The sequence below is a fragment of the Streptomyces phaeoluteigriseus genome (assembly GCF_001896135.2).
GTDB classification, from domain to species: Bacteria; Actinomycetota; Actinomycetes; order Streptomycetales; family Streptomycetaceae; genus Streptomyces; species Streptomyces phaeoluteigriseus.
Window position 1 is genome coordinate 76,079 of the sequence record NZ_MPOH02000022.1, and the last position, 22,979, is coordinate 99,057.

Below are 22,979 nucleotides of genomic sequence, written 5' to 3' on the forward strand. Positions count from 1 at the left end.
TCGCCGCAGTGTGGGTGCAGTCCCAGATCCACCTGCTGAGCCCCCCTGGGCGACCAGGCCGTGCACATGCACGCGAGTATCGGCATTACGCGGGCCCGCCCACGGCCGGCGGATCTACGACTGGGCCCGCTTCGAAACGAGGCCCTCACACCGCGAGGACCGGCGGCACTGGGTCCTGGCCCGTCGCAGTGTGAGCAGGCCCGAGGAAGACTGGAAGTGACCGAGCGGCTGACGCCGCGTGTCTGCTACTTGTTCAGCGAACCTCGCTCTTCGTTTCGACGCCTTCGAGTCGGGTCGGTGTTCCGCCTGGGTCAAACGAGTGGTTGAAGGTGAAGGCGTACGGCGCGGAGCCGTATTCGTGGAGGTGCTCCAGCTTGGAAACCCCGTCCTGCCACGTAGGTATCGCGCCGCCGGTGACCCACCAGAGCACGTGACCCGGGTGCCCTGTCCGCTCGAACCAGTCGTAACGCCTGTTGAGCGCCGCGCGGTGCAGACCGGTGTAGATGGCATCGAAGGCGGGTCGCAGGCCGCTCCAGAGTGAGAGGGTTGCGGCCAGGGCGGTGGTTTCCGCACTGCGGCCTTTGCCGTACCAGGCCGGAACAACAAACTCTCCCCATGCACCCCAGTCCGCGTCGAAGAGTACGCCCTGGATGTGGCGTGCCGCTTCAGCATGAGCGATATATCCGGGGTGCCGGCTGATCTCCCGGTAGACGGCCTCACCGCTCTCGTAGAACTCCCGCGTAAGGGGTCCGGGATCGGTGAGGGGTGACTTCAGGACGCCGAACGTGTACAGAGCAAGATGGGGCATGCGTGTCTCCCTGGCCGAGGGGATCTGGTGGAGGAACTTGTGAAGGTCTAGCCGTCCGGGCGTGCGCTCGATTCGATGGCCTGCCCGTCGGGTGGGGAGTTGTGGGCGTGATCGACTCAGCTGGTGAAACTCCTACGCGACTGTGGGCGCCGCCGAATGACCGGTGACGATAGCCACCTCCGAAGACTCTGTCGAAGTTGCGTTTTCCCTCTTCAAGTGGCCTCTTGCAAAGGCCCCGGCAGGGGTTGCGGCGGTAGAGCGCGGCCCGCCTCGTGGAAGTCCACATCGACCAGCCACCTCGGAACAGACAACCTAGGGAACTGCGAGACAACGCCGCTTCCCCCTTCTCGTACGGCAGTCCGCGTGTCCCTCTCCGCCGCCGTCGATGGCTCCTCCACCCCTCCGTGGCCTCTGGTCGCGGCCCTGGCGGACCAGGTCGTGTTCTTCGTCGGCTTCTACGGGTCGCACAGGGACAAGCCGGCTGGTCCGGAACTCGGCTACCACCCAGCGCTGCTCATCGGCGCCTGCGGTGCGCCTTCACCACCTTCGGGCTTCTCACGGGTTTCGCTGCCATGGACCTGATCTGACAGGGCGGACCGGGGCTGGGCCGCCACTCGGCGCCCGCTCCAGCCACCAACGCCGCTGCCCGGGTCGACGTTCCAGCCGACCCGGGCAGCGGCGTCTCCATGGGGCGGCCGGGTGTGTGCAGCAGCCGTGCGGCGCCGCGTGACGGCTCCTCAGCCGACGTCGGCGACGGTGGCGCGCAGCTCGCGCACTCCGGTGGTGCGCGTACGTTTCGGCCGGCACCTACTTCATGCACCACGTTGTGACGGAAGGTCACTTCCACACCACTCCCGTGATCGGCAACCGCCTCTTCCTCTTTCCCGGCGACGCCTTCGGCCCCTGGTCGCTGTGCTCCGGTGTGATCATGCGGCTATCCAGCAGTGCCGGCCGGCTCGGGTATCAGAACCTTCCGAAGGCCTGCTGGATGATCTCTTGGGCCGCGTGGATGAGGTCGGCGTTGCTCTTGGTCGATGTGCCGTCCGGTAGTTGGAGCACGTCTTCCAGGCCGATCCGCGTGTCCAGTCGGCGTGAGGCAGCCAGCTGGAGGATGGGCCAGGCGGCGTCGTCTTCGCCGTGCAGGAGGATCGGCGAGGTCGTGACTGGGCGGAGTTCGTCGAGCAGGTCGACTGCGGCACGGATCGCGGTCTGTGGGTTGGTGTCGGTGATCTCGGCCAGGACGCGCAGGACGCGGTGGGATTCTGGCCAGCTGAGGAAGCGCCGTACGCGCGGGTTCCGGAGTAGATGCCGGCTTCGATGCCGATGCCTCGGTCCAGCAGGGCGGTGGCGACTTCGGTGGCGCCCTCCTCGTGCCAGTTCACGGAGGCGTGATCTGGCAGCACAGTCCAGGATCGGACCTGGGCCGCGCGTGCTCCGGGGTCCGGTGTGGCCCAGGCACCGGTGGTGACGCCGACGGGGATGCCCGGGACGGCGGCCCGTACGGCTTTGAGGGCCGCGGCGACGGCAGTGGGGTCCAATGTGTCTGCGCCGTCGCGGTCCTTGGGGTGGAGATGGATGTCCTGGGCGCCGGCGGCGACGGCTGCGCGGGCTGCCGTTGCAAGCTCCTGTGGGGTCGCTGGGAGGTGAGTGCATTCCGTGCGGCTTCTGGCACCGTTCAGACAGACTTGCAGCATGGCGTGATCTTCTCAGTCGGGTCTGACATGCAGAGACTGCTGCGTGCTCACTGTGGGCCGACGTTGCGGCGGCTGACATCGGCGGTGTAGGCGGCCCAGTCGCCGGCGGATGCCTTCTGCCATTGGACGGATGTGGACGGCGACTGGGATGTGGGCGCCGAGCATTCGGGCGAGGATGGCGGCGGGCAGTTCGGCGGAGAGGGTGAACAGGGCGGCGGGGCGGTTCTGTTGGGGTCGAATGCCGATCTTGTGTGCAGGTGCCCTGGGTGAGTCCGTCGGCGGCGAGCCAGGTGGGGAAGTTGTCGCCGCGGTGACGTTGCAGCCCGCCAGGAAGACTGCGAAGCCCCGGCGGCCAAGAAGGCGGCATCGAAGACCGACCAGAAGACCACCGCGGCCAAGAAGACAACGAAAAAGTCTGCGGCCCGCGGGCCGCACAGCGCCCGATGTATCCGCCTCGGTCTCGAGAGAAGAATGTGGAGTGGGTTCCCGTCCTATGTCGCCCGAGCCGGGGCGGGAGCCCGCGTCCTGCCCGGCTCGGGGGTGGGAATGCTGGGCGGTGTGGGTGGGTTGCTGGGGGCGTGGTGGTGAAGGGGGCAGTGTCCCCGGGCCTCACTCATAGCCTGCAGCGACGATCGTTCGGCTGAAGCCCTGCGGAGCCTTTCGCCGCGTAGGCGACCGCCCTCCAAATCCAGAGGAGCGGACGGCCGCGCGCTGCTACGGTCGGGCGTCATGAGCTGGCTTCCCGATGACTTCGTCCACCCCGTCCTGGTACCGCTGCCGGGCGGTGGTCATCACCTGCGGCCGATCCGGGAGGCGGACACCCCGCTCGACTATCCGGCTGTGATGGGTTCGCGCGAGCGGCTGTGGACCATCTTCGGCCCGGCCTGGGGCTGGCCCGCGGCCACCATGACCTACGAGGCCGACCAGGCCGACCTGTTGCGGCACGAGAAGGAGATCGCCGCGCACCAGTCCTTCAACTACGCGCTGTTCGACGCGGCGGAGACAGCTCTGCTCGGCTGTGTCTACATCGACCCACCGGAGAGGGCCGGCGCGGACGGCGAGATCTCCTGGTGGGTGGTGGACGAGCTGGTGGGCAGCAAGGTCGAGCAGGCCCTCGATGCGCTGGTGCCGCAGTGGATCGCCGCCGACTGGCCGTTCGAGCAGCCGCGCTTCCTCGGCCGCGAGATCTCCTGGTCGGACTGGCTCGCCCTGCCGGAGCATCCCGACACGTAAGTGGTTGTTGCACGTACCGATCTCGAAGGCTGTCGATCGAACGGGAGTCTCGATCGAGTGACTGCGGCGGTCTCCGCGCGTGAAAGCAGGGCCTCCTGGTAGTGCGGGGGACGGAGCGGAAACAAGACGCCGGACGGTGCCCGCCTCACGCGGCTATGACGGCGGGAAGAAGGTGCCGGGCCGCAAGCGGCACATCGTGACCGACACCCTCCGCCTGCTCCTGGTCGTCGCGGTACGCCTGCTCAGCCTGCGGGTGAACCGCTTTAGCCAGATCAGTGTCCGCACCCTTCGCTACTCGGTGCCGGTGCGGCTGATCGGCCGGACGGTGAGAGCGGTACTGCACGCGTCCGAGCTGGTGGTCTACGACGGCCGGAGTGAGATTGCTCGCCACGAACGGCTGATCGTCAAGGGGAAGGCCCGGCTGGATCTGGACCACTACTTGGAAGCCCTGGTCCGGAAGCCCGGAGCGTTTCCCGGGGCCACCACCTTCGAACAGGCGTGATCCGCAGGGAGGTTCACGCCCGTCCATGACGCCTGGTGGGAGGCGGCGAAGGCTGCTGCCCATGGCGAACGGGACGGCACCCGGGCCCTGATCGAGGTCCTGCTGATGGGCCGCCACGTCCCCCACGAGCACCTGGTAGTGGGCTTGCCTCCGCACTCAGGGCGTCAAGACGGCGCAGTTCACGCGGGAGAAAGTCGCTGCGGGCCTTCGACATCGAGGTCAGACTTCGAGGTCATTGGGAACGTCGACGCAGCCGTCATTCACGGCCCTGGCGACCTGCGAGTGGGTCAAGAAGGGCTGCCGCTCTGCCTGATCGGCGACTGGTGCACCGGCAAGTCCCACCTGTTGATCGTGCTCGGCAACGAGGCCGCCACGGTCGGCTTCCGGGTCCGCTACACACTTGCCACCAAGTTGGTCGACGAGTTGGTCGAGGCGGCGGCGGACGAGAAGTCCTGACCAGGACCATCGCCCGCGGCCTGGTTCTACAGGTCGGCCACGAGGAGCCGGTAACCGCTATCGAGGGCTTCGCGGTCGAGCAGGTCGGCATGGCGGTGGTGCCACCGGCCGGAGGACAGGTCGTCTGACAGCCGGGCCAAGCCCGGCTGGATGACTTCGTCACTGGTCTGGGCGAACAGCGAGATACCGGCCCGCACTTCCGGGTCGAGGTATGCCTCGGGTCGGCGCCAGAAGGCGGCGAGGAATCCGTCGGTGCAGTCGTGCGGGATGGGGACGGTTTCGACGCGGGCGCCTCCCAGCAGCCTGGCCAAGCGGTCGATCGCGACGGCGCGTGTGTTGTCGAAAGCGGCTGCTTCGGGCAGGTACTCCTCCAGAAGCCAGAACCTGTGGTTGATGTCGGGGTCGAAGGTGAGGACGACGATCCGCTGCCGGGCGATGCGGAGGAGTTCACTGATGCCGGCTTCCAGGTCGCTCCAGTGGTGCACGGTCAGGAGGGCCATCGCCGCATCGACCGAGTCGTCGGCGAGAGGGATCGCCTCTGCGGATGCTTCCAGGGCCGGTGCGGATCCGGCTGGGCGCTGGGCGATCATCACTGAGCTGGGTTCAACAGCCAGCACCGTGTGTGAGGGTTCGTAGGAGCCGGTGCCGGCTCCTACGTTGATCACAGTGGTGGCACCACCGAGGGCTTGATGGATCCTGGCGGCGATTCGGGGGTCCGGTCGCCGAGTGTCAGCGTAGGTCGCACCAATGCTGTTGTAAGTCGCCACACCGCTCAGTATGCGCTTCCCGCTGACGCTGGGAAGAGCCCGCAGCGTTGTCAGTTCTCATCGACATTTTCGAGCTGTCTGATCGCCGAACTGTTACCCGAAACCGTCGACGAACGTTGCCCGCCCCCACCGAGAAACCAGGAGCGTCAGTGGTGAACCGGCGGCCGGAGCATCTGACCGAGCGGGAGGAGGAGATTCTCCGCGTGATCCGCCGCTCCATCCAGGACCGGGGAGAGACGATGTCGCTGCGGGAGCCGGCGCGGGAGATCGGGATGCGCAGCACAGCGTCGGTTGCCTGTCACCTGGCCAACCTGGAAGAGCGCGGGGCGCTGGTGCGTGACGGTCGCGGTGCCGGGGCTGGTACACGTCACGGCCGTGCCGTCGCACACCTTCCACACGGTCTTCGCCACCGTCGCGGCCGCCGATTCAGATGTGCTCGGAGCCGGGGCGAGGTGAGTTCCAGGGCTCGGTTGTCCTGTCCGGCAGCCATGTGGTCGAGCCATCGTTCATACCAGGCGAGAAAGTCCGGGGCTGAGGAGACGTTCGGGTCCCAGAAACCGTCGGCGTCGCCGATGAGCATGCGCCCGTGGCCGAACCACAGATGCTGAACCAGAACCCGAAATCGGACGGCATCTGTTCACCATTGCGGGAGGCACCCCGGATCCGGCGTGTTCGATGTCGACCGAAACGTCAGCACAAGGGCGAGGCGTTCATACCGACCGTCGCCGCGGCGCCGCCATCGTCCGACCCGAGCTGTTGGCTAAGGGTTGTCCCGTAACTCAGGACACCGCTTGCCAATGTCCGGTTCGACCTGCTTGGTCGGGGTCGCGCTGAGACCACAAGTCGGGGCGCAACCGGACAAGCCGATCTGTCTGTGGTCCCCCATCGACCTCTGGCCTGAGTTACGGGACAACCCTTAGCTATTGGCTTCGGGATCCTCGAAGAGGGCAAGCATCCGGCTGAGCACTCGGACGCATGCGTCCACCTCCGCTACGGTGAGAACGTCCGCCGCCTCGCGCAGCAGCGCGTGCTCCCGGGCGACGACGGCCTCGATCACCGTGCGGCCGGCGTCGGTCAGGCGGATCAGCGAGGATCGAGCATGCGCCGGGTTCGGCACGGCCTCCACCAGACCGTCCGCCGCGGCATCGTTGACCATCCGCTGGACGAACTGACGGCTGATCGACTGCGCTCGGCCCATTTGGGGAACCGTCATCGGTCCGTGCTCTCGTAGCAGATCGAGCACCGCGCGCACTCCCACTGACAGCCCTTGCCGCGGGGCGTCCTGCTCGATCTTGCGGTGAACCCGCCGGTAGAGCGGTCCCACCAAGGCGAAGACTTCCATCAGCCGCGGACCCGCCTCGTCGGGAGGCAGCGGGCGTTCTCCATCACTCATACGCTGATGATAAATGACAATCGGGTTGTCAACACTCTCCTCTCATGACAATCTAGTTGTCATGGATAACGCTTCCGATCTCCGCTTCTTCGCGTCCTCCGACGGCGAGCTCGCCTACCGCGACACCGGCGGCACAGACCTCCCCGTCGTGCTGCTGCACGCGGGTTTCCTCGACCACACCATGTGGGACGAGCACATCCCGGCCCTCGCGAAGGAGTTCCGCGTCATCGCACCCGACGCTCGCGGTCACGGACGGTCCGCGAACGCGAGCCGCCCATTCCGCCAGGCCGACGACCTCGCCGAGCTGCTCCACCACCTGGGCGCCGGACCCGCCGTCCTCGCCGGCGTCTCCATGGGGGCAGTGATCGCCGTTGGGACCGCGCTGGAACACCCCGATCTGGTCCGGGCCCTGGTCATCTCCGGCGGCGGCACGGACGACCGCGAGTTCACCGAGCCCTGGTCCAAGCAAGCACAGGCCGCGCAGTTCCAGGCTCTGGCTGCCGGCGACATCGAGGCCTGGCACGACGCGAGCGACGCCTGGGCGCACGGCCCCGAGCGACCGCGGCAAGCCGTCCGGCCCGAGATCTACACCCGTCTTCGCGAGATGCGCCAGCGAACCATCAGCAAGCACACTCCCGGCGAAGCCGATCACCACGTCCCGGTCGGGGATCTCGGCGCCCGGGCCGGCCGGATTGCCGTCCCCGTCCTTGCCCTCAACGGCGCACAGGACGCACCCGAGCTCCGGGCCATGGCCGAATCCGTCGCCCGCACGGCACCACGAGGCCGGACGGTCATGATCAATGACGCCGCGCACTTCCCCAACCTCGAGCGCCCCGAGGAGTACACCCGCATCCTCACCGACTTCCTCCGCAGCCTGGGCCAGGAACTGCCCGTCCGTCCCTGAGGACCCTCCGGTGTCATGGTCCGTTTCCGATGCCCGCCCGACCCCGAGCCCCTCCGCCACGGGTCAGCCTGCCCCGCCGTGACAGTCACACCGGACCTCCCTGGCGCCTCCCCTCTCGGCTGTGCGCGTGGGGTCCGACCTCGCGAGCTGTTCGATTCCGTCACGAGCGCCGCCTGCTGCTCAAACTGATGGACAAGTACTGTCCGTTCTCGGGTTCTGCCCCAACTTCCGTAAAGATGGCCGACGCGCTGTCCTCCTGGCAGCGGTGCGCTCGAAACCGACCAGGTCAGATGCGTGCGGACGATGTGTGCGAAGGCATCCCCGCTCCGCTTCACACAAGCTGAGCCAGAATCCCGAGAACCGACAGCGCCTGTAGACGAGTTTGGGGGGCGTCGGCGGTGTGTCGTGTTCGTTGTTCATGAGTAGCGACAGGGCCAGTGCGCCCCCTTCGTCGAAGAGCCGCCACTCGGCAATTCGCGACGACACCCGAGTTGCTCTGCGTAGCGCCTGCGTGGCATCCGGACACGGACGCTCCGCGAAAACCCGATAGGCGGACGAGGCGGCCACTGCTACATTTCCGAAGGCCGTGCGAGAGATCGAGGAGGTGGTACCCGTGAACGCTGTATCGACATGGGTGCTCCCCTCCGGGGTCACGGTCGGGCGATAGACAGACGTCCGGGAGCGCCGTTCCGGTGCACTCCCGAAAGGCCCGACCATGCAGTTCACTTCCGAGCAGCGCCTCGATGACGTCGTATACGAACGCGAATTCACCCTCGACGAGATCCCCGGCATCTTGTGGACACCCGCATCCGCATCCGCACCGGTTCCGCTGATCCTGCTCGGCCACCCTCCTCTCGGGCTGCGCAGGATGTACCCCCGACTGGTGGCCCGGGCCCGGCAGTCCGCGGCGGAGGGCTTTGCCACGGCCACCATCGAGCTCCCCGGGAGCGGCGACCGGCCCCGGTGGCCCGCCGCCGAGCAGGCCCGCGCCGACCTGCGCCGGGCGATGGAGGCCGGCGAGCCGGTCAGCGACGAGATCGTGGATGCCCTCATCCTCCCGCTGGTCGACAAGGCGGTCCCGGAATGGCAGGCCGCCCTGGACGCCCTCCTGTCGCTACCTGAGATCGGCGGCCCGGTGGGATATTCGGGGGGAGTGATCTCCATCGGCATCCGGCTGGCGGTGGTCGAGCCGCGCATCGTGGCCGCCGGTCTCTTCGCCGGGAGTTTCGTGCCTCGCGCCATGTTCGAAGAGGCCCGCCAGGTCACCATTCCGCTGCACGTCCTGCTGCAGTGGGACGACGAAGGGAACGACCGGCAGGCGGCTCTGGACCTGTTCGACGCCTTCAGCTCCGAAGAGAAGTCCCTGCACGCCAACATGGGCGGGCACACCGGCGTCCCGCAGTTCGCGGGAGACGCCGCGGCCCGGTTCTTCACCCGCCATCTGAAGTGAGGGCGGGCCGTCGGACCGGCAGCGGACGGTAGCTGACGTCGGCCGGCATGCCGCTCATCGAGGCCAGGTTCCGGTCCTCCGCGGTTCCCCACACCGTGGGCCCCTGCTGAACTCTCGGCAGGGGCCCGTGCCGCGCGTTCGCTCAGGCCGCGCTCACCCGCAGGGGTGGGTCGGTGGTGACGGTCCGTTCCGCCGGACTGATCGGCAAAATGGCAGGGCCAGCCCGATCCGGTCCAGGCCCGCTCCCACAAGGGGCGCGGCGGTGCGCAGCGAGGCTTCCAGGGCGACACCCTGAGTGGCGCCGCCGTGCCGGATGATGTTCCGGATCCGGTACGGGCGGCGCAGCGCGATCCGGAAGGCCCGGGCGACGTCGGCCGACACGGGCCGCGGATCGTGGACCAGGTCCGCCATCCGCTGCGCGGCGGGCCGGTCGGTGCACTTCGTGGATGCGCCCGTGAAGCCCAGCGCCTCGGCGCCGCGGCGCAGTGCGTCCGCGACCAGGCGGGCACGGTCTTGGTTCGTCGTGCAGTCGGCGTTGCCCCTGGAAGAGCTTCCTGAGCGCGGGGCTTGTGGCGGTGGGCCAGGGCGGTGAGCTCGGCGCGGGGCCAGGATCAGGTGATGATGGCCGCCATCCGGTCTGCCTTGCCGGACCGCTCGTTCTCGTCCTTGGGGTCGTCGGGGGCGACAGCAGGGATTCGACGGCTACCCAGGCGCCGGCCATGGTCGGAGCCAGCGGGCCGCGGTTGACCGCGGCTCCGCCCGTTCCAGGGCGTCGTCGACCCGGCTGCGCGCGCCCGCGACCTGGTGCAGGTGTTTCTCGTTGACCGGAGTGAGCAGGTCCGCGCCGCGCGCCGGTGGATCCAGCGCGATGGGCTGCGGGTGCCCGGCGACCCAGATGTGGGGGAGTGGCACAACGCCGCCGCGGTGGCGGCGCAGGAACTGGGAGCCGGCCGTCATCCGCTCCAGCATCTGCCGGGCCTGCTCAGCAGCGCTGTGCGCTCAGGACCGTGGAGCGGTCCGCCGAAGCCGCCGCCGACCCTGAAGCCCGCCGTCTGGTGCCCGTGGTCGCGCAGCCGGGCCACGACCTTGTCCTTGCCGTACCAGGGCTTAAGCGGCTCGGCGAACTCGGGACGGGGCGCGCATCGCGAAGTCGGTGTCCTTGGACAGTGAAGCCAGTCGCCCTGTCATCCAATCGGGGCGTTTTGACACCGAACCCAGGTGTCCATGGCCTCTCGCCGTCCCGATCGGCTGGAGGACCCCAAATCGGTTCTGCGCAGGCGGCGTTGCGGTGAAGAATGGCAGCCATGACGAACGAGGGCTCCTCCATCGACCCGACCAGGCCCAGCATCGCCCGCGTCTACGACTACCTGCTCGGCGGCAAGGACAACTACGCCGTGGACCGTGAGATCGGCGACGTGTTCAAGCGCGACCTACCCGGTTCGGTGGCCATCGCCTTCGCCAATCGCGCGGCCCTGACGCGGGCGGTCAGGGAGATCGCGAAGACCACCGGTATTCGGCAGTTCATCGACCTGGGCAGTGGCCTGCCGACCGTGGACAACGTCCACCAGGTCGCGCAACGGCACGCTCCCGAGTCACGGGTCGTCTACGTCGACATCGACCCCCAAGTGTTGGTCCACGGCCGCGCACTGCTGGAGCACAACGACCGGACCCGCGTCGTCGCGGTCGATGTGCGCGACCCCGAAGGCATCCGCACTCACCCCGACACCAGCGAAATCATCGACTTCACTCGTCCCGTCGCCGTCATCTTCAGCGCCATCCTCCACCACATCAACGACGACGAGGACCCGGCCGGCATCGTCCGGTACTGGCGAGACCACGTCCCCTCCGGAAGCCACTTCTTCGTCAGCCACTTCCGCTCTGGCAACAACCCGGAGACCGTGGAGGCCGAGAAGGTCCTCCAGCAGACGTTCGGCCGCGGCCGGTGGAGCACCGACGCGGAAATCGCCTCCCTGCTGGAGGGTCTGGAGATCCTCGACCCCGGGATCGTCGCCGCTTCCCTGTGGCATCCCGACGAAACCGACAGCGCGTGGGACACGGGAGAAAGACGAGAGCTCACGGTCTGGCAACACCTCATCGCCGCCGGACTGGCCCGGAAAGCCTAGACGTCAACCGGAGGCAATCGCCGGGCGGTTGCGTCTCTGGCCGCCAGATCACCGGGGTGGCGAAGCACCTCGGTATCGACGCCGGCAACTGAGCGGACTGACGTCCGGCCCGACCGTACCGCCCAGACCGTGGCTGCGTGGCTGCACGAGCTTCCCGGGGTCCTGCCCACCAGCCTTACGCCGCAGCCCAGTCCAGCCCGAGGCCGACCAACGCGGCGAGCTGCTCGGTGGTGAGCTTGGCTCGTGTGGTCTGGTGTGGGTCAGCCACACTCCGAGTTGACCTCGGATGCCGATGGCTGCCACAGCGGTCTGGGCGGATGTCGCGTGAGAAGCGGACACGGCCGTGGGACCTTTCCGGAACGAGGCAGACCTACAGGCAGGGGGTGCCGGTATCCACGTCACACCGGCACCCCCTATTTCGCATCTGAAGTCAGCCGCCAGGTGCCGGTCGTACGGCGGGTGGCGGCGACGCCGGTTCGGTCGACGGCGGCCTTGACCTCGGCGAAGATCGCGTCCGGCAGGGTGGTGGCGAGCAGCGCCTCTGTCCAGGCGCGCTCCTCGTCGGTGGCGTCGGAGGCGTCCTCGTCGTGGCCGAGCATCTTCCACGCCTGCTTGAACGATTACCGGCGAGCCTGCCGCTGACGGCTTCCAGGGGCAGGCCGACCGGCTTGTGCGCGATCTTCGATGCCTTCCCCCAGCTCACCCCTTCCGGCGGCGGCAGACCAGCCACACCACGGCGGCCGCACCGGCTGCCGCCAGCAGCAGGTTGCGGTTATCCCGGGCCAGCTGCGCCCCCTGGGCCGTCTTCTGCCGCACCGGCTGAGGCGCCTTCTCCTGCCAGAGCTGACCGGCCTGGGCCGCCTTGGCCTTGGCCTGCTCGGCGGCTTGGGCGGCTTTGTCCTTGACCGGGTCGGGCAGCTTGTCCTGTGCCTGGTGGGCCAGGCCGGTTGCCTTCGCCTTCACTTCCCCGGCCTTGGCCGCGGCCTGCTCCTTCAGCTCGCCAGCCTTCGCGGCGGCCTGTTCCTTGACCTCGGCGGCCTTCTCCTGGGCGCGGGCCTTGACGTCGTCTTGGCGGCCAGCGCCTCGACCGTCTGCCCGAGTTCTTGGCGGGTCTGCTCGACCTGCTCGCGCAGCTCGTCGGGGTTGGAGGCGGTGGGCTCGTCGTGAGGCGGCTGGGTCATCGCTGTGCACTCTCCTTGATCTCGGCCACGTCGGCCTTCACGCTCTCGACCGTCTGCTCGGGCGTGGGCGGCGCGGCCTGGTCGACCTGCTTCTTTCCACTGATGGCCATGATCGCGGCGATCACACCCAGGACGACGGTGACAATGAGCGCCGCCGCCCACACCGGCAGCGGCACCGCCAGCGCGGCAATCGCGGTGGCGACCAGCGCCTGCGCCATCAGGAAGCCGACGATGCCGGCGCCGCCGAACAGGCCGCCGCCCTTGCCGTAGCGCTTGCCCTTCTCCTTCATTTCTGCCTGCGCCAGCCTCATCTCGCCGCGCACCAACTCCGTCAGCTGCTGCGAGGCCCGCTGCACCAGTTCGCTCACCGGCTCGTCGGTACTGTGCGTCTTCCGGTCGGGGCCGGCAGGTGGTGGCTGCATGGTCGACACGACGATCACCTCCCCTTCGTCTTCGGTCCACTACGACGGGCCGCGGCGCGGCCGTCTCCTGGTGAGCACGCGAGTACCCCGAACAGACAAGATCAGGACAGGCTCGGTGCGGTGTTCTGGCAAAGGGGGTTGAGCTGCGGCTCGCGGGTTGCCCGCACGGTGCGGCCTTGGTGCGCCGCCGCGGCTGCCTGGCCGGCTTGTGCGCGTGCGGGCAGCGGGACTGCCGGGCACGCAGCGCCGGCCCGCTCGTGCAGATACCGAGCGGACCGGTGCGGGTAGGCGACGCAGCTCGGCTCCGTGTTCCGGCCGACCTTCCTGAATGCCTTTGGTGTCGGTCTGTTCTCCGCAGACCTCATCGTCTGGTCAGACACGCCCAACCCCAGGGCGTGCAGGCCGCCGCCCACGGTCTGTCCGGCGGCCATCCCGACGCGGTCCTTTCCCTGCACGACACAGCCGCGCCGATATGTCGTCGTGGCGTGTGCGGTGGGCTGCTGCGGTCAGCTACCGGCGGGCGTCACGCCGAACATCAGGGTGTGGCGTGGGGCGTCGTATTGGACTGTGTGATTGTGCTCCAGCAGATCCTTCAGCACGTCGGCGTCGTCGGCGTCGACAGTGAGTACTTCTTCCCCGGCGCCTTCGTCCAGGACCAGCTGCAGGGTGAAGGTGCCGCGCTGGCCGGGGTCCCCGGCCACCCAGCTGAACTGGTAGTGGTTGACTTGGCGCACTTTGATGGCGGCGTCTGTCAGGGGCTGCTCGACCTGGGTCATGAGGGCCCACTCGCTTTCTGTTCGTGTGTTGATTGCCCACGCCGTCCCGGCCGCCTGAAGCCCGCTCGCTGTCTGAGGGCAGCGTCTCGATGTCCCGGGGGGAGGGGGCCGGCAGCCGTTCGACGTGCCGGGCCCCCTCTGCACGTTCGCCGGGTGGCAGCGTGCGGGCGGGCGACGCAGGCTCGGCTACCTGTCGCGCCGGTCTTCGTCCATGCCTTCGGTGTCGATCTTTTCCTTGCGGACCTTGCCGCGCACCGTCTCCTCGTCCGTCCGTTCGTCGGTCGTCATGCGCACCCGCTCCACCGGCACCGTCTCGGTCTCTGCCACGGGGCGTTCCTCGTGGAGGGTGACCTCGTGTTCGGCTTCGCTGATGTCGGGCCCGGACAGGGCGGCATCGCGGTTCTCGTCCGTGATCGGCTCGCGTTCGACCCGGACTTCCTCCCGGCGTACCGGCACGGTCTGTTGTACGTCCTCGGTGACGACGTACTTGCGCAGCCGCGCCCGGCCGACCTCGCGGCGCTCGGCGCCGACGTGCATGCGTTCTTCCGAGCGCGTCATGGCGTCATCGCCGCCGACACCGGTTTCTGCGGAGCGGGACATGTCGGTCGTCTCGCTGGTGTCGGTGTGGGCCCTCTCGCCGGTGTCGGTTTGGGCCCAGCCGCCGGCGCCGGGCTGGTTGGCCTGCTGCCAGGCAGCGTCCCAGTCGATGCCGTAGTGCTCGTACAGGCGGTGTTCCTCGTCTTCGGAGAGGTGACCTCCTGCGTCGACGTCGACGTTGGGTGCGTCCTTGACCGTGTTCTTGGGGTAGGGGACCTCCAGGTGGTCCTCCACGATGGAGGCGTCACGGATCGGTACGAAGGACTCGCTGGTTCCGAACAAGCCGGTCTTGACGCTGACCCACTCGGGCTGGCCGGTGGCGTCGTCGAGGAAGACGTGTCTGGCATCGCCGATCTTGTTGCCGTCCGTGTCGTAGACCGGGTGGTCGAGCACAGTCGGGATCTGCTCCTGGGTGATCACAGCCTGCTCACCCTCTCTGTTGTCGCGTTCGGTTCACCCCGTCCGGCTCACCACCATATTGCGCATCAAACCGTGACAATCTTGTTGAATAGCCAAGTGACAAGCGCATTCCAGAGGTGCTCTCACTCCCGGGCCGGACCAGATGGCGTCCAGCTCGCCGAGCTTGGCTGGAGCGGGGAAGATCCGCCGTTGTCACGAGCCGGGCGGTCATCGCCGATGCGGTCAGGGTGATCGATGCGAATCGGAACCATGAGAGCTGTGTGCCAAGTGCCGAAACGGCACGGTCCCAGCACCGGCAGTCGGCACGATCTGGTCCTGAATAGCCTGAAATAGGTAGACACCGGCACTTCCCCAAAACGATGCTGCGGTGCACAGTAAAAGCACCACTACTTCGTACTGGAGGCGGTCATGCTCCTCCTCGGCATCATCCTGCTGGTGGTCGGGTTCGTCACCGGCGTATCGATCCTGTGGACGATCGGGATCATCCTCGTGGTCATCGGCGCCGCCCTGTGGATCATGGGCTCCATGGGACACGCGGTCGCCGGTCGCCGGCACTACTGGTGACGCTGCCTCAGCACACCTGCATGCACGCTGACGCACGAGCCTTGCGTCTGGCCGTGTGCCGGATCGCCGCGCGCAGCTGCCGAGGCAACGCCAGTGACCAGGCATTACCCGCAGGCCGCACGGAAGTGCCCCGGCAACGAACCGCTGGAGCCAGTGGCGCAGGACCAGGTGCGGGGCGCGGCGGGTGAGCCAGGCGCCCCGGCGCCCCGGCCAGGCTAATGGGCGCGCCGGTGCCGGCGGCGACGTCGCTGGGGTCTGGGGTAGTGGGCGCCGCTTTGCACGCGTTCGAGGCCACCTTGGCGGCACCGCGCACGGGGCACCGGCCAGCGGCCGCGCCGGGCAACGGCGCTGGTGAAGGCGATTGCGACGGCTCGTCGTGCGGGATCCACTCCTCGGGGGGTGGGGACGGTCGGCGTGACGATCTGCTTCACACGCCGTTGGAGACCAGCTGAGCCACGGCCACAGCGGCCAGGCCCGCGGCGGCGGCCTTGCGGCCGCGCCAGCCGCCCAGCCAGGCCATCACCGCGGCCGAGCCGCACCACAGCTTGGTTCCCTCCGCAGTCTCCTCCACCTCTGGCAGCGCCCGGTGAAGCCTGGGGGAGGCACTGGCAGCGAGCCGTTTGGTCAGACTCCGGTCTGTCGCGCGGATCCCTGCCAGCAAGTTCCTAGCCGGCGGGTATCCCACAGGTCACCGGCCGTGCCCGGCGCCGACGCGGCGCTGTGGCGCGGTCAGGTCTCGTCCAGGCGGCACCGGTATTCCTCGTCCCATTCGCGGGTGTCCCGGGGCAGGGGGTACGGCTCGGCATTGGGCGGATACCCGCCGGCGATGGCCGCACCGTCCAGACATTCCACGCCTTCTTGACCTGCGACCATGCACTGCAAGAGATTCAAGGATGGGTGTGTGTGATCACCAGCGGCTTGGTCTCGTCAACGACGTAGGTGGACAGCATCATCGTTGTTACCGTCCCGATATTGCGGGCATTGTGGATGGTTTCCGAGGGGATGAAGAAAGGGTCGCCTGTGCGAAGCCGCAGGGTGGTCCCGTCGTCGAACTCCATCGACACTTCGCCGCGGACGATGTATCCGACCTCCACTCCGGGGTGGCTGTGGCGGCCCGATTCCTTACGCCGGGGTATCTCGACAAGGGTCTGCACGGTCTTCCAGCCCTCGGCGGGCGAGGGGTTGTCCTGGAGCAAGGTGCGCGTTACGCCGGCGGTCGGGTCGGGATCAAACGAGTGATGAACGCGGGACGGTGTGGAAGAGGCCTCAGCAGTCGAGGCGAATGCGGCGGCGCCGAGCGTGCCGGCTGCCGCCACGCCACTGGTCCGCAGAAGAGAGCGACGATCCAACATGATGAACTCCTTGGCAAATAGGAAGAGTTGGGTTTCCCTCCTGTGAACGCCCGGAACAGCGTGTTGGTTCACCCTGCAACGCTGCGTCCTTTACAGCTGACTGCCGACGGGCTTTCGGGCAGCAGAGGGCCGCTGCCTCGATCACTGTCAGCCCATGGCCGACCCGCAGTCGCACGGTGGTCGGATCGGCCACTGTCTTCGGCGGCCGCCGCCCCCGCAGCTCCGGCCACTCACTGGCGACCTGCACCCTGCACCGCGTGGGGAACCACACCCGGGTCCGCCCGGCCCGCGGCGGGGTGGCCCGGTCGACCAGCCCTTCGGTACGCGGGTGGGCCAGCCGGCGCCGGGGCTGATCGATCCGCACCCCTGCGCGAGCACCAGGTGCATCTGCTCAGTGGTGATCATCCGGTACTGGACCAGCACCGCCAGCGCCAGTCGGTCCCCGCCACCTACGTCCACGTCCGTCATCGTGGCTGCTCCCGCCTCCGTACGGCGCGGCGCCGTCTCGGTCCGGAGCCGCGCGTACGACGAAGCGCAGCGGCCGCCCCCGACCAGAGGGCGGCCGACCATGAAGGCCCGACCACGGTCACGGGGCGACAACACAGGCCCCGACAACCGCTCCTCGCCGACACCGAACCCCGGCCCGGGCACATGCGCCTGATCAGCAGACCTGAGTCTGCGACGGGGTCGTCGGTGAGGGGAGCGGGGCGGACGACGGCGGGCTCGGCCGGGGATCGCTGCCGTGGTCTTCTTGCTGGCCATGGCAAGGAAGGGCACCAGACCTCGCTGCGCGGAATGACTGCTGCGGGAGCGGCCGTCCGCGTTGTCGGAGGCGGCCCCTAGGCTGCCGCCCATGAGTATGAACGGGGAGTACCTGCGCGTTACGCCTGCGGAACTGGATCGGGCTCTCACCGATCCGGAATGGGCGTGGGATCTGGCTGCCGCGATTGAGGACGTGCAGGTGAGCGATCCCGCGCCGACCGGGGCGCGGCACTTCACCACGCACCAGACGTGGCACATGCTCGGGTTCCTCCTGCAACGCTCGGACTTCCCCGTCGATATCGTCCATGGCGAGGAAACCCTCGCCGCCGACCATTGGGGCTACGGACCGCCGCGATACCTGCCCCCGGACCGGGTGCGGCTGGCCGCTGGCGCCCTGCACCGGACCACGTATGACCAGCTCATCCAGGGTGTCGATCCCTGCGAACTCTCCAAGGCGGAGATCTATCCCGGTATCTGGGACTCGCCGGCCTCATTGGAGTGGGCCGGCGACCTGTTCACGCCCCTGACCGAGTTCTTCGGGGGTGCCGCGTCCACCGGTGACGCGATGCTGCTCTGGATCGACTGATCAACTGCTGAGGATGGTCCGGACGTGCTTGTCGGTACAGGGTGATCGGCAGCATCGCGCTGCTGGAGTCGACGTTCGCGTGCGAGCACGTGACGGGGTCGGGCGGGGGGTCGTTGGCTGCTGTTCGCCCTCTGTCGTTTCACCGCGCCGTCTACCGGATTCGTCGGGCGGTGGCGGTCGGTACAGCTCTGGGCTGAGCAGCCCGTACACCAGGTCCGCGGCGCGTGGGCGGTGTCGAAGTCGGCGCGGGCGTCGGGCTTGGAGGTCAGCGCCTCGCTGCGGCGTGCTGGACGGTGCGGCGCGGGTCGGGCCCGAGGCGGGGCCGGCGGGCCACTGCGCGGCGGTCTCCGGGTCCGTGGCCGCCGCAGCGGTGATCAGCGACATGATCGGCGCGACACGGCCGAGGATGTCACGCACGCCCCGCACGTGAGCGCGCAGTTGCCCGGCCGCGGTTGGCTCGGCGCACGCGGCGCCGAACCAGTTGCGGTCCATCGTGGCGACCGGTTCAGCGTCGCCCGTGATGGACATGTCGACGACGTCCTTGAACAAGGCACGCTTGTTACGGAACGCGAAGTGCCGACGAACAGGTCCCGCGCGCCGTGAGGATCTTCTCGCGGGGTGTGCCGCGAACGCTCGGCCCGCTTGTCGGGGCCCTTGACGTTCTGTCCGTCGGGTCCCTTGACCGCACCCATGCCTGGAGTCTATCTCTAGAGTTGCTCACTAGAGTGAGACTCTAATTTCCTGGAGGGATAGCGATGAGCGAGACTCGGACGGCTGCGGAACTCGACCAAGAGGCGGCTGCGCGCCGCGCGTTGGAGGACTTCTACCGGGACGGCAAGCCGCCGTGGGACAGCGGCATCACGCCGCCCGAGCTCGTAGCTCTGATCGAGGGGCCCGACGCGCTGATGCCGGGCCAGGTCCTCGAACTCGGCTGCGGTACCGGGACCAACGCGGTGTACCTGGCCCGGCACGGCTGGCGGGTGGCGGCCGTCGACCTGGTCGACCGCGCGGTTCGGCAGGCGAGGGAGAAGGCAGCCGCGGCCGAAGCGGACGTCACGGTGCTGTGCGGGGACGCCACCCGACTCGACGAGGTGGGCGTGCCCGGCCCGTACGACCTGTTCTTCGACCTGAGCTGCTACTGCGGGATTCCACCGCACCGCCGCGACGCCTACGCCGCCGGCCTCACCAAGCGCGCCGCCCCCGGCGCACGATTGCTGATGTTCGGGTACGGGCCCGGGGCGTTTGACGACACGTGGTCCGGCGTCACTGCGGACGAACTCAGCGCCAGGTTCGCCGGGTGGCAGCTGGCCGACGTGACGCCCGGCACGAACCCGGTCCCGACGTTCTGGTTCACACTGCACCGCGCCGCTGCGGCGGAGTGAGCTCAGTCGCACCGGGCGGCTTCGCGCCGCGGACGACGCGCGCGGTCGTTCTCATGAATGTTCGTCTGTGAGAGTTCTGCGGCAGCCCTGGATTGATCACGCTCCGGCCGTGGCGAGGGCGCAGACGCGGTTCTCGTACTCCCGGCGGGCCTTGCGATGGGCCGGGACGCCCTGGGCACCGCCGAGGGGCCGGCAGTGGGCCAGGAGCTGGCGGTGGACCGCAGGGGTGGTGCTGCCGCGCAGCGTGTGGCCCTGGCCGCGCCGTACGGTCACGCCGTGGTCGAGGAGCACCACGGCGGCGCCCGCAGGGGGTCTGTCACTTCCCTGTGGTGGCCGACCGGGCCTGCGTCACGGTCGCCGCACGTCAGCGAGCATCGTGAATGCCACCGTCGTTCATGCACGGTGTAGCCGGTATCGGGCAGGATTTCGGCAACCGCCCGTTCGCCGGCCAGCTTGCTGCGGCCGTACGCGTTGACCGGACTGGTCGGGGCCGGCTCGGAGTACGGCTCGGTGCCGTCTCCCGGCCAGGACCCGAGCAGAAGGCGAGCTGCTTGTTGGCGTCCGGCCGGATGCAGGACGGCGAGTGGCAAGCCGTGAACGCCGTCGTCGCTGGTGGACCGACACTGGTACGGGCGGCCCTGACCCACGTCATCGGCAGCCACCCGGTCCTGTCGGTGACAGGACAGGCGGCGGACCCCGAACAGCTGCGGGAGCTGCTGTCGTCCATCGACACGGACCGCTGCTGGACCGGTCGCTCCGGGACACCGGCGCGGAGTTCGACGCGCTGGTGCGCCGGACGGCAACACGGGCCCAAGCTGTGGTCCTCGGCGCCCGCCGGACCGATGAGATCGAGCCGCACCTGGCAGCCGGTGCCACCGGAGTCCTGACCGACGACATCACAGCCGGGCAGCTCGTCGAAGCCCTGCGGACAGTCGCCGCCGGTGGCCTCGTCATGGTTCTGGGCGCCCGTCCCAAGCCCTCCGGACCTCCGCGACGTGCCTACGACGACTCGGCGATCCCGGGGCTGTCGCCCAGGGAACGGGAGATCCTCACCCTCCTGGCCCGGGGCCGGGACACCGCTGCCATCGCCGTAGCCCTGGGCTTGAGCCCGAACCCATAGGGGCACCGACGGAATGTGCTGGGCGGTCCTACGCCGCGAGCCTGAAGTTCGTTTACCGAGGCCACGGTGATCGTTTCCCACCACTTGGGCGACGGCCTGCCGGCTCAGGCTTCACCAACGTGCCCAAGAATCCAGCAGCGATCGGCATATATGCCTTACGCCAGACTCGTCGACCACATGTCTTCGGTCTGTGCACAACGCCGTCTACTTTGTCGGCAGCGGAGAGCTGTGCCCCTGGCCGCGATGGCCCGTAACCGAGCCCCGCACCGCGCACAGAGGCGGTATCGCCGAGCACAATGCGAAGGAACCCCTCCCGCAGTACCTCAAGCCCGGTCCGGCTGTAAGCGCTTGGCGGTCGATCCCCTTCCGTTCGCATCGCGAGGACCGGAATGAGGTGTTCTGGTGGCACGGAGTGGGGAATGGCCAGAATACTGGGTCCGGGGGCCCTGGCTTGGTGTGCCTTTCCGCTCGCGCGCGGGTCGCCCGGAGGGGAGGGGAACTCGTGTCGGAGGAGCCTGGGGGCGGCGAGCCTGTGCAGGAAGACGCCGGGGATTCGGTCGGCCACGATGCCGCGTCGACCTCTGACGCGGACGCGCCGGACCGGGCGGCGGTGGGGACGCCGACAGCCGGGCCGGGTGAGATCGGATCAACTCCGGGCCGTGGATTACGGCCGTCCGAGGTGTCGGCAGCCACAGCGGCGGAGTCCGAAGTGGCCGCTGAGCTGGACGGGCATGTGGCGCGAGAGGCAGCGGGCAGCGGATCGGTGGCCGTGGGGGGCGACCTCACGGGGTCGCAGGTGGGCATCGGCGGCAAAGTGGTGCAGATCCAGGCGGACGGATTCGCGACCGTGCTGTTCATGGACGGCGCCGAGATGGGCCGTGCGGAGCGCCGCCCGCTGGCCCGTACTGTGCAGGCTCGCAGGTCGCTCAGTGCGCTCGGCCGTGAGCGGGAACTCGCCCGTCTGGCCGACGCGGTGGACGCGGCTGAACCGGTGCAGGTGTACGGGCCGTCCGGGATCGGGAAGACCACGCTGTTGCTGCACGCCACGGGCCGAGGCACACTCGGCACGGCGACGGCCGCCGTCGAGGGCACCGTGCTGCTCTCCGCACGCGGCCTCCCGGTGGAAGAGGTGCTCCAGGAGATCTTCCTCGCCACCTACCAGGTCACCGGCCTCCATCTGCCGGCGCAGGCACAGCGCCGCAGTCTGCTCGCCGCCCTGCGTGTTCTGGTGGTGATCGACGATCTCGACTGCTCTGCTGACGAGTTGGCCGATCTCGTGCACGCGCTGCCCCACTGCGTCGTCGTCACCGCGTCCGGGCGGATGAGCCTCACCGGTGGCTGCACTATCGGCCTGCGGGGCCTGCCATGGCCCGCGGCGCTGACGCTCTTCCAGGACGCCCTCGGCCGACCGCTCACCGCGGAGGAATCCGCGCAGGCGGAGCGGGCCTGGCAGTCGACGGACGGTCACCCGGGACGCCTCGGCCTGGTCGCCGCGTATCTGCGAGAGGCCGCCGAACACGGCTTCCCGCCGGAAGTACCGCCGGCGGACGGACTGCCGCTGCTGGTTCCCAAACTGATGGCCTGGATCAGCTCCGCAGCGGCGGGACTGCTGCGGCAACTAGCCGTGGCAGGCGACTCTGAGTGGAGCACTGCCCTGGTCGAGGCGTTGCCGGGCGGCACTGCCGCGGACGTGGAAGAACTGGTCCGCGCGAGACTGCTGGTCCGCACCGAGGCGCGGCTGCGCCTGGCGGAGGGCGTCGCCACAGCACTGGAGGAGAACCAGGACGACTCCCGCCTGCCCGCCGTGGCGGGAGCCGTTGCCGACTGGCTGGCCCGCGCCGAGCCCGCCGACGCCGCGGATGAGGTGGAAGTCGTGACAGCGCTGGTGCAGCGGGCGGCCGACGCGGGTCTGGACACCTTGGTTGCCCGCCTGGCCCGCGCAGGCGCCCCGCGCCTGATGCTCGGGCTGCGCTGGCGGGCGTGGGGGCGACTGCTCGACGCGGGCCTGCATGCAGCCAAGCGCTCCAGGCTGCGCGACGATGAGGCGTACTTCACCCACGAGTCGGGTATCCGAGCCCTCTGCCTGGGAGACGTGGCCAAGGCGACTGCGCTACTCTCGGCCGCCGCCGCGCTCGGGGTGAGAGGCGGGGAGGCGCTGCGTGAGCTGCTGAACGATTCCCCTCCTCCTCCGGATCCAGGCACCATGACGGCCCAGCAGCCGGCCGCGCCGCCCTCCTCAGCACCGGCCGGTCCATGGCATCACGGCCTGCTCACCGGCAAGGCCCTGCTGGCAGCGGCGGCCGCGGTCGCTGTGGCGGCGTTCGGCCTCACCGCGGCCTTCGGCGGAGCAGGCACGCCGGAAGCGGGGCCCTCGTCGTCCGCCAGCAGCCGGTGATGGACGAGTCCACGCTGTCGAATCCGCCCGCGACCTCGGGAGGTACGGCGTCAGACAGTACGAGCTCCGGCGGTGCCGGCGGCGGTCGAGGA

Annotated in this window: 23 protein-coding genes and 7 pseudogenes; 14 read left to right on the top strand and 16 right to left on the bottom strand. The window is 68.9% G+C overall.

Translation table 11 applies throughout. From position 1 onward, the window contains the following. Positions 1-253: 253 nt before the first annotated feature. The gene (locus BM536_RS36365; RefSeq protein ID WP_073492600.1) at positions 254-808 is read right to left on the bottom strand and encodes a DUF3291 domain-containing protein; all 555 of its coding nucleotides are present in this window, start codon (positions 806-808) and stop codon (positions 254-256) included. 363 nt (positions 809-1,171) lie between these two features. On the opposite strand from BM536_RS36365, the gene BM536_RS40495 reads away from it, so the two are divergent. Continuing rightward, positions 1,172-1,390: a hypothetical protein gene (locus BM536_RS40495; protein WP_073492599.1), complete on the top strand. Its 219-nt coding sequence runs from the start codon at positions 1,172-1,174 to the stop codon at positions 1,388-1,390. A gap of 381 nt (positions 1,391-1,771) precedes the next feature. Here the strand turns inward: BM536_RS40495 and BM536_RS36370 are convergent. Further along, positions 1,772-2,502: pseudogene (locus BM536_RS36370) on the bottom strand (3-keto-5-aminohexanoate cleavage protein). 729 nt (positions 2,503-3,231) lie between these two features. Here BM536_RS36370 and BM536_RS36380 point away from each other — a divergent pair. From BM536_RS36380 to BM536_RS43540, 4 genes and pseudogenes are all read left to right on the top strand, one after another. Next, positions 3,232-3,735 (top strand): GNAT family N-acetyltransferase, encoded by a 504-nt coding sequence (locus tag BM536_RS36380; RefSeq protein ID WP_073492597.1) that lies wholly within the window; start codon positions 3,232-3,234, stop codon positions 3,733-3,735. Between the two features lie 142 nt (positions 3,736-3,877). Continuing rightward, positions 3,878-3,970: pseudogene (locus BM536_RS45095) on the top strand (transposase); the annotation flags it as partial. 63 nt (positions 3,971-4,033) lie between these two features. After that, positions 4,034-4,237, top strand: a complete 204-nt coding sequence (locus BM536_RS45100) for a Mu transposase domain-containing protein (RefSeq protein ID WP_425444722.1) — start codon at positions 4,034-4,036, stop codon at positions 4,235-4,237. Between the two features lie 240 nt (positions 4,238-4,477). Then, a pseudogene (locus tag BM536_RS43540) lies at positions 4,478-4,710 on the top strand (ATP-binding protein); the annotation flags it as partial. A gap of 9 nt (positions 4,711-4,719) precedes the next feature. On the opposite strand, the gene BM536_RS36390 reads toward BM536_RS43540, so the two are convergent. After that, positions 4,720-5,460: a class I SAM-dependent methyltransferase gene (locus BM536_RS36390; RefSeq protein ID WP_073492596.1), complete on the bottom strand. Its 741-nt coding sequence runs from the start codon at positions 5,458-5,460 to the stop codon at positions 4,720-4,722. Between the two features lie 152 nt (positions 5,461-5,612). Between BM536_RS36390 and BM536_RS45105 the strand changes: the two are divergent. Further along, positions 5,613-5,789 (top strand): annotated as a pseudogene (locus tag BM536_RS45105) (LexA family protein); the annotation flags it as partial. Between the two features lie 38 nt (positions 5,790-5,827). Here the strand turns inward: BM536_RS45105 and BM536_RS43545 are convergent. Both BM536_RS43545 and BM536_RS36405 read right to left on the bottom strand, forming a co-directional pair. Continuing rightward, positions 5,828-6,046 (bottom strand): annotated as a pseudogene (locus BM536_RS43545) (hypothetical protein); the annotation flags it as partial. Between the two features lie 330 nt (positions 6,047-6,376). Further along, positions 6,377-6,853: a MarR family winged helix-turn-helix transcriptional regulator gene (locus BM536_RS36405; RefSeq protein WP_073492595.1), complete on the bottom strand. Its 477-nt coding sequence runs from the start codon at positions 6,851-6,853 to the stop codon at positions 6,377-6,379. 61 nt (positions 6,854-6,914) lie between these two features. Between BM536_RS36405 and BM536_RS36410 the strand changes: the two genes are divergently transcribed. Together BM536_RS36410 and BM536_RS36415 are read left to right on the top strand one after the other, a co-directional pair. Then, a complete protein-coding gene (locus BM536_RS36410; protein WP_073492594.1) occupies positions 6,915-7,757 on the top strand; it encodes an alpha/beta fold hydrolase in 843 nt (280 codons plus the stop codon). A gap of 715 nt (positions 7,758-8,472) precedes the next feature. Then, entirely contained in the window at positions 8,473-9,207 is a 735-nt protein-coding gene (locus BM536_RS36415; protein ID WP_073492593.1) for an alpha/beta hydrolase, read from the top strand. A 702-nt stretch (positions 9,208-9,909) separates the two neighbouring features. Here BM536_RS36415 and BM536_RS36425 read toward each other — a convergent pair. Beyond that, on the bottom strand, positions 9,910-10,164 hold the full coding sequence (locus BM536_RS36425) for a hypothetical protein (protein WP_143651063.1): 255 nt from the start codon (positions 10,162-10,164) through the stop codon (positions 9,910-9,912). Positions 10,165-10,511: 347 nt separating this feature from the next. Between BM536_RS36425 and BM536_RS36430 the strand changes: the two genes are divergently transcribed. Next, complete coding sequence (locus tag BM536_RS36430; protein WP_073492590.1) at positions 10,512-11,330, top strand: SAM-dependent methyltransferase; 819 nt, start codon at positions 10,512-10,514, stop codon at positions 11,328-11,330. 413 nt (positions 11,331-11,743) lie between these two features. On the opposite strand, the pseudogene BM536_RS36435 reads toward BM536_RS36430, so the two are convergent. The 5 genes and pseudogenes from BM536_RS36435 to BM536_RS36455 all read right to left on the bottom strand — a co-directional run bounded on the left by BM536_RS36435 (position 11,744) and on the right by BM536_RS36455 (position 14,726). After that, positions 11,744-12,033 (bottom strand): annotated as a pseudogene (locus tag BM536_RS36435) (DUF4235 domain-containing protein). After that, a pseudogene (locus BM536_RS36440) lies at positions 12,030-12,511 on the bottom strand (DUF3618 domain-containing protein). The pseudogenes BM536_RS36435 and BM536_RS36440 overlap by 4 nt, the downstream one beginning before the upstream one ends. After that, a complete protein-coding gene (locus BM536_RS36445) occupies positions 12,508-12,933 on the bottom strand; it encodes a phage holin family protein (RefSeq protein ID WP_211363015.1) in 426 nt (141 codons plus the stop codon). The pseudogene BM536_RS36440 and the gene BM536_RS36445 overlap by 4 nt, the downstream one beginning before the upstream one ends. Positions 12,934-13,439: 506 nt before the next feature. Further along, a complete protein-coding gene (locus tag BM536_RS36450; RefSeq protein ID WP_073492589.1) occupies positions 13,440-13,709 on the bottom strand; it encodes a hypothetical protein in 270 nt (89 codons plus the stop codon). A 186-nt stretch (positions 13,710-13,895) separates the two neighbouring features. Continuing rightward, on the bottom strand, positions 13,896-14,726 hold the full coding sequence (locus BM536_RS36455; RefSeq protein ID WP_094103995.1) for a DUF2382 domain-containing protein: 831 nt from the start codon (positions 14,724-14,726) through the stop codon (positions 13,896-13,898). 408 nt (positions 14,727-15,134) lie between these two features. On the opposite strand from BM536_RS36455, the gene BM536_RS41500 reads away from it, so the two are divergent. Beyond that, complete coding sequence (locus BM536_RS41500; protein ID WP_094103996.1) at positions 15,135-15,290, top strand: DUF6131 family protein; 156 nt, start codon at positions 15,135-15,137, stop codon at positions 15,288-15,290. A gap of 427 nt (positions 15,291-15,717) precedes the next feature. Here BM536_RS41500 and BM536_RS41975 read toward each other — a convergent pair whose 3' ends face one another. The 3 genes from BM536_RS41975 to BM536_RS36470 form a co-directional block, all read right to left on the bottom strand. Beyond that, complete coding sequence (locus BM536_RS41975) at positions 15,718-15,861, bottom strand: hypothetical protein (RefSeq protein WP_211363012.1); 144 nt, start codon at positions 15,859-15,861, stop codon at positions 15,718-15,720. Between the two features lie 158 nt (positions 15,862-16,019). Further along, positions 16,020-16,142, bottom strand: a complete 123-nt coding sequence (locus BM536_RS39990) for a hypothetical protein (RefSeq protein WP_425444720.1) — start codon at positions 16,140-16,142, stop codon at positions 16,020-16,022. A gap of 35 nt (positions 16,143-16,177) precedes the next feature. After that, positions 16,178-16,714: a cupin domain-containing protein gene (locus tag BM536_RS36470; RefSeq protein WP_245873969.1), complete on the bottom strand. Its 537-nt coding sequence runs from the start codon at positions 16,712-16,714 to the stop codon at positions 16,178-16,180. A 781-nt stretch (positions 16,715-17,495) separates the two neighbouring features. On the opposite strand from BM536_RS36470, the gene BM536_RS36485 reads away from it, so the two are divergent. Then, a complete protein-coding gene (locus BM536_RS36485) occupies positions 17,496-17,990 on the top strand; it encodes a YfbM family protein (RefSeq protein WP_073492588.1) in 495 nt (164 codons plus the stop codon). Positions 17,991-18,745: 755 nt separating this feature from the next. Continuing rightward, entirely contained in the window at positions 18,746-19,372 is a 627-nt protein-coding gene (locus tag BM536_RS36495) for a class I SAM-dependent methyltransferase (RefSeq protein WP_073492587.1), read from the top strand. A 96-nt stretch (positions 19,373-19,468) separates the two neighbouring features. On the opposite strand, the gene BM536_RS36500 is transcribed toward BM536_RS36495, so the two are convergent. Then, positions 19,469-19,666: a hypothetical protein gene (locus tag BM536_RS36500; protein ID WP_245873972.1), complete on the bottom strand. Its 198-nt coding sequence runs from the start codon at positions 19,664-19,666 to the stop codon at positions 19,469-19,471. Continuing rightward, on the bottom strand, positions 19,642-20,178 hold the full coding sequence (locus tag BM536_RS45110) for a sugar nucleotide-binding protein (protein ID WP_107439661.1): 537 nt from the start codon (positions 20,176-20,178) through the stop codon (positions 19,642-19,644). The genes BM536_RS36500 and BM536_RS45110 overlap by 25 nt, the downstream gene beginning before the upstream one ends. Here BM536_RS45110 and BM536_RS36510 point away from each other — a divergent pair. Both BM536_RS36510 and BM536_RS36515 read left to right on the top strand, forming a co-directional pair. Next, a complete protein-coding gene (locus BM536_RS36510) occupies positions 20,160-20,492 on the top strand; it encodes a LuxR C-terminal-related transcriptional regulator (RefSeq protein ID WP_245873970.1) in 333 nt (110 codons plus the stop codon). The two genes, BM536_RS45110 and BM536_RS36510, sit on opposite strands and share 19 nt — an antisense overlap. Before the next feature lie 709 nt (positions 20,493-21,201). Beyond that, a complete protein-coding gene (locus BM536_RS36515) occupies positions 21,202-22,887 on the top strand; it encodes a hypothetical protein (RefSeq protein ID WP_143651065.1) in 1,686 nt (561 codons plus the stop codon). Positions 22,888-22,979: the final 92 nt, after the last annotated feature.

Excerpts from the sequence above, each read along its gene's own strand:
- BM536_RS36430 (WP_073492590.1), top strand. The coding sequence starts at position 10,512 with ATGACGAACGAGGGCTCCTCCATCGACCCGACCAGGCCCAGCATCGCC.
- BM536_RS36365 (WP_073492600.1), bottom strand. The coding sequence starts at position 808 with ATGCCCCATCTTGCTCTGTACACGTTCGGCGTCCTGAAGTCACCCCTC.
- BM536_RS36415 (WP_073492593.1), top strand. The coding sequence starts at position 8,473 with ATGCAGTTCACTTCCGAGCAGCGCCTCGATGACGTCGTATACGAACGC.
- BM536_RS36425 (WP_143651063.1), bottom strand. The coding sequence starts at position 10,164 with ATGACGGCCGGCTCCCAGTTCCTGCGCCGCCACCGCGGCGGCGTTGTG.
- BM536_RS36410 (WP_073492594.1), top strand. The coding sequence starts at position 6,915 with ATGGATAACGCTTCCGATCTCCGCTTCTTCGCGTCCTCCGACGGCGAG.
- BM536_RS41500 (WP_094103996.1), top strand. The coding sequence starts at position 15,135 with ATGCTCCTCCTCGGCATCATCCTGCTGGTGGTCGGGTTCGTCACCGGC.
- BM536_RS36445 (WP_211363015.1), bottom strand. The coding sequence starts at position 12,933 with ATGCAGCCACCACCTGCCGGCCCCGACCGGAAGACGCACAGTACCGAC.
- BM536_RS36485 (WP_073492588.1), top strand. The coding sequence starts at position 17,496 with ATGAGTATGAACGGGGAGTACCTGCGCGTTACGCCTGCGGAACTGGAT.
- BM536_RS36380 (WP_073492597.1), top strand. The coding sequence starts at position 3,232 with ATGAGCTGGCTTCCCGATGACTTCGTCCACCCCGTCCTGGTACCGCTG.
- BM536_RS36450 (WP_073492589.1), bottom strand. The coding sequence starts at position 13,709 with ATGACCCAGGTCGAGCAGCCCCTGACAGACGCCGCCATCAAAGTGCGC.
- BM536_RS36405 (WP_073492595.1), bottom strand. The coding sequence starts at position 6,853 with ATGAGTGATGGAGAACGCCCGCTGCCTCCCGACGAGGCGGGTCCGCGG.
- BM536_RS36495 (WP_073492587.1), top strand. The coding sequence starts at position 18,746 with ATGAGCGAGACTCGGACGGCTGCGGAACTCGACCAAGAGGCGGCTGCG.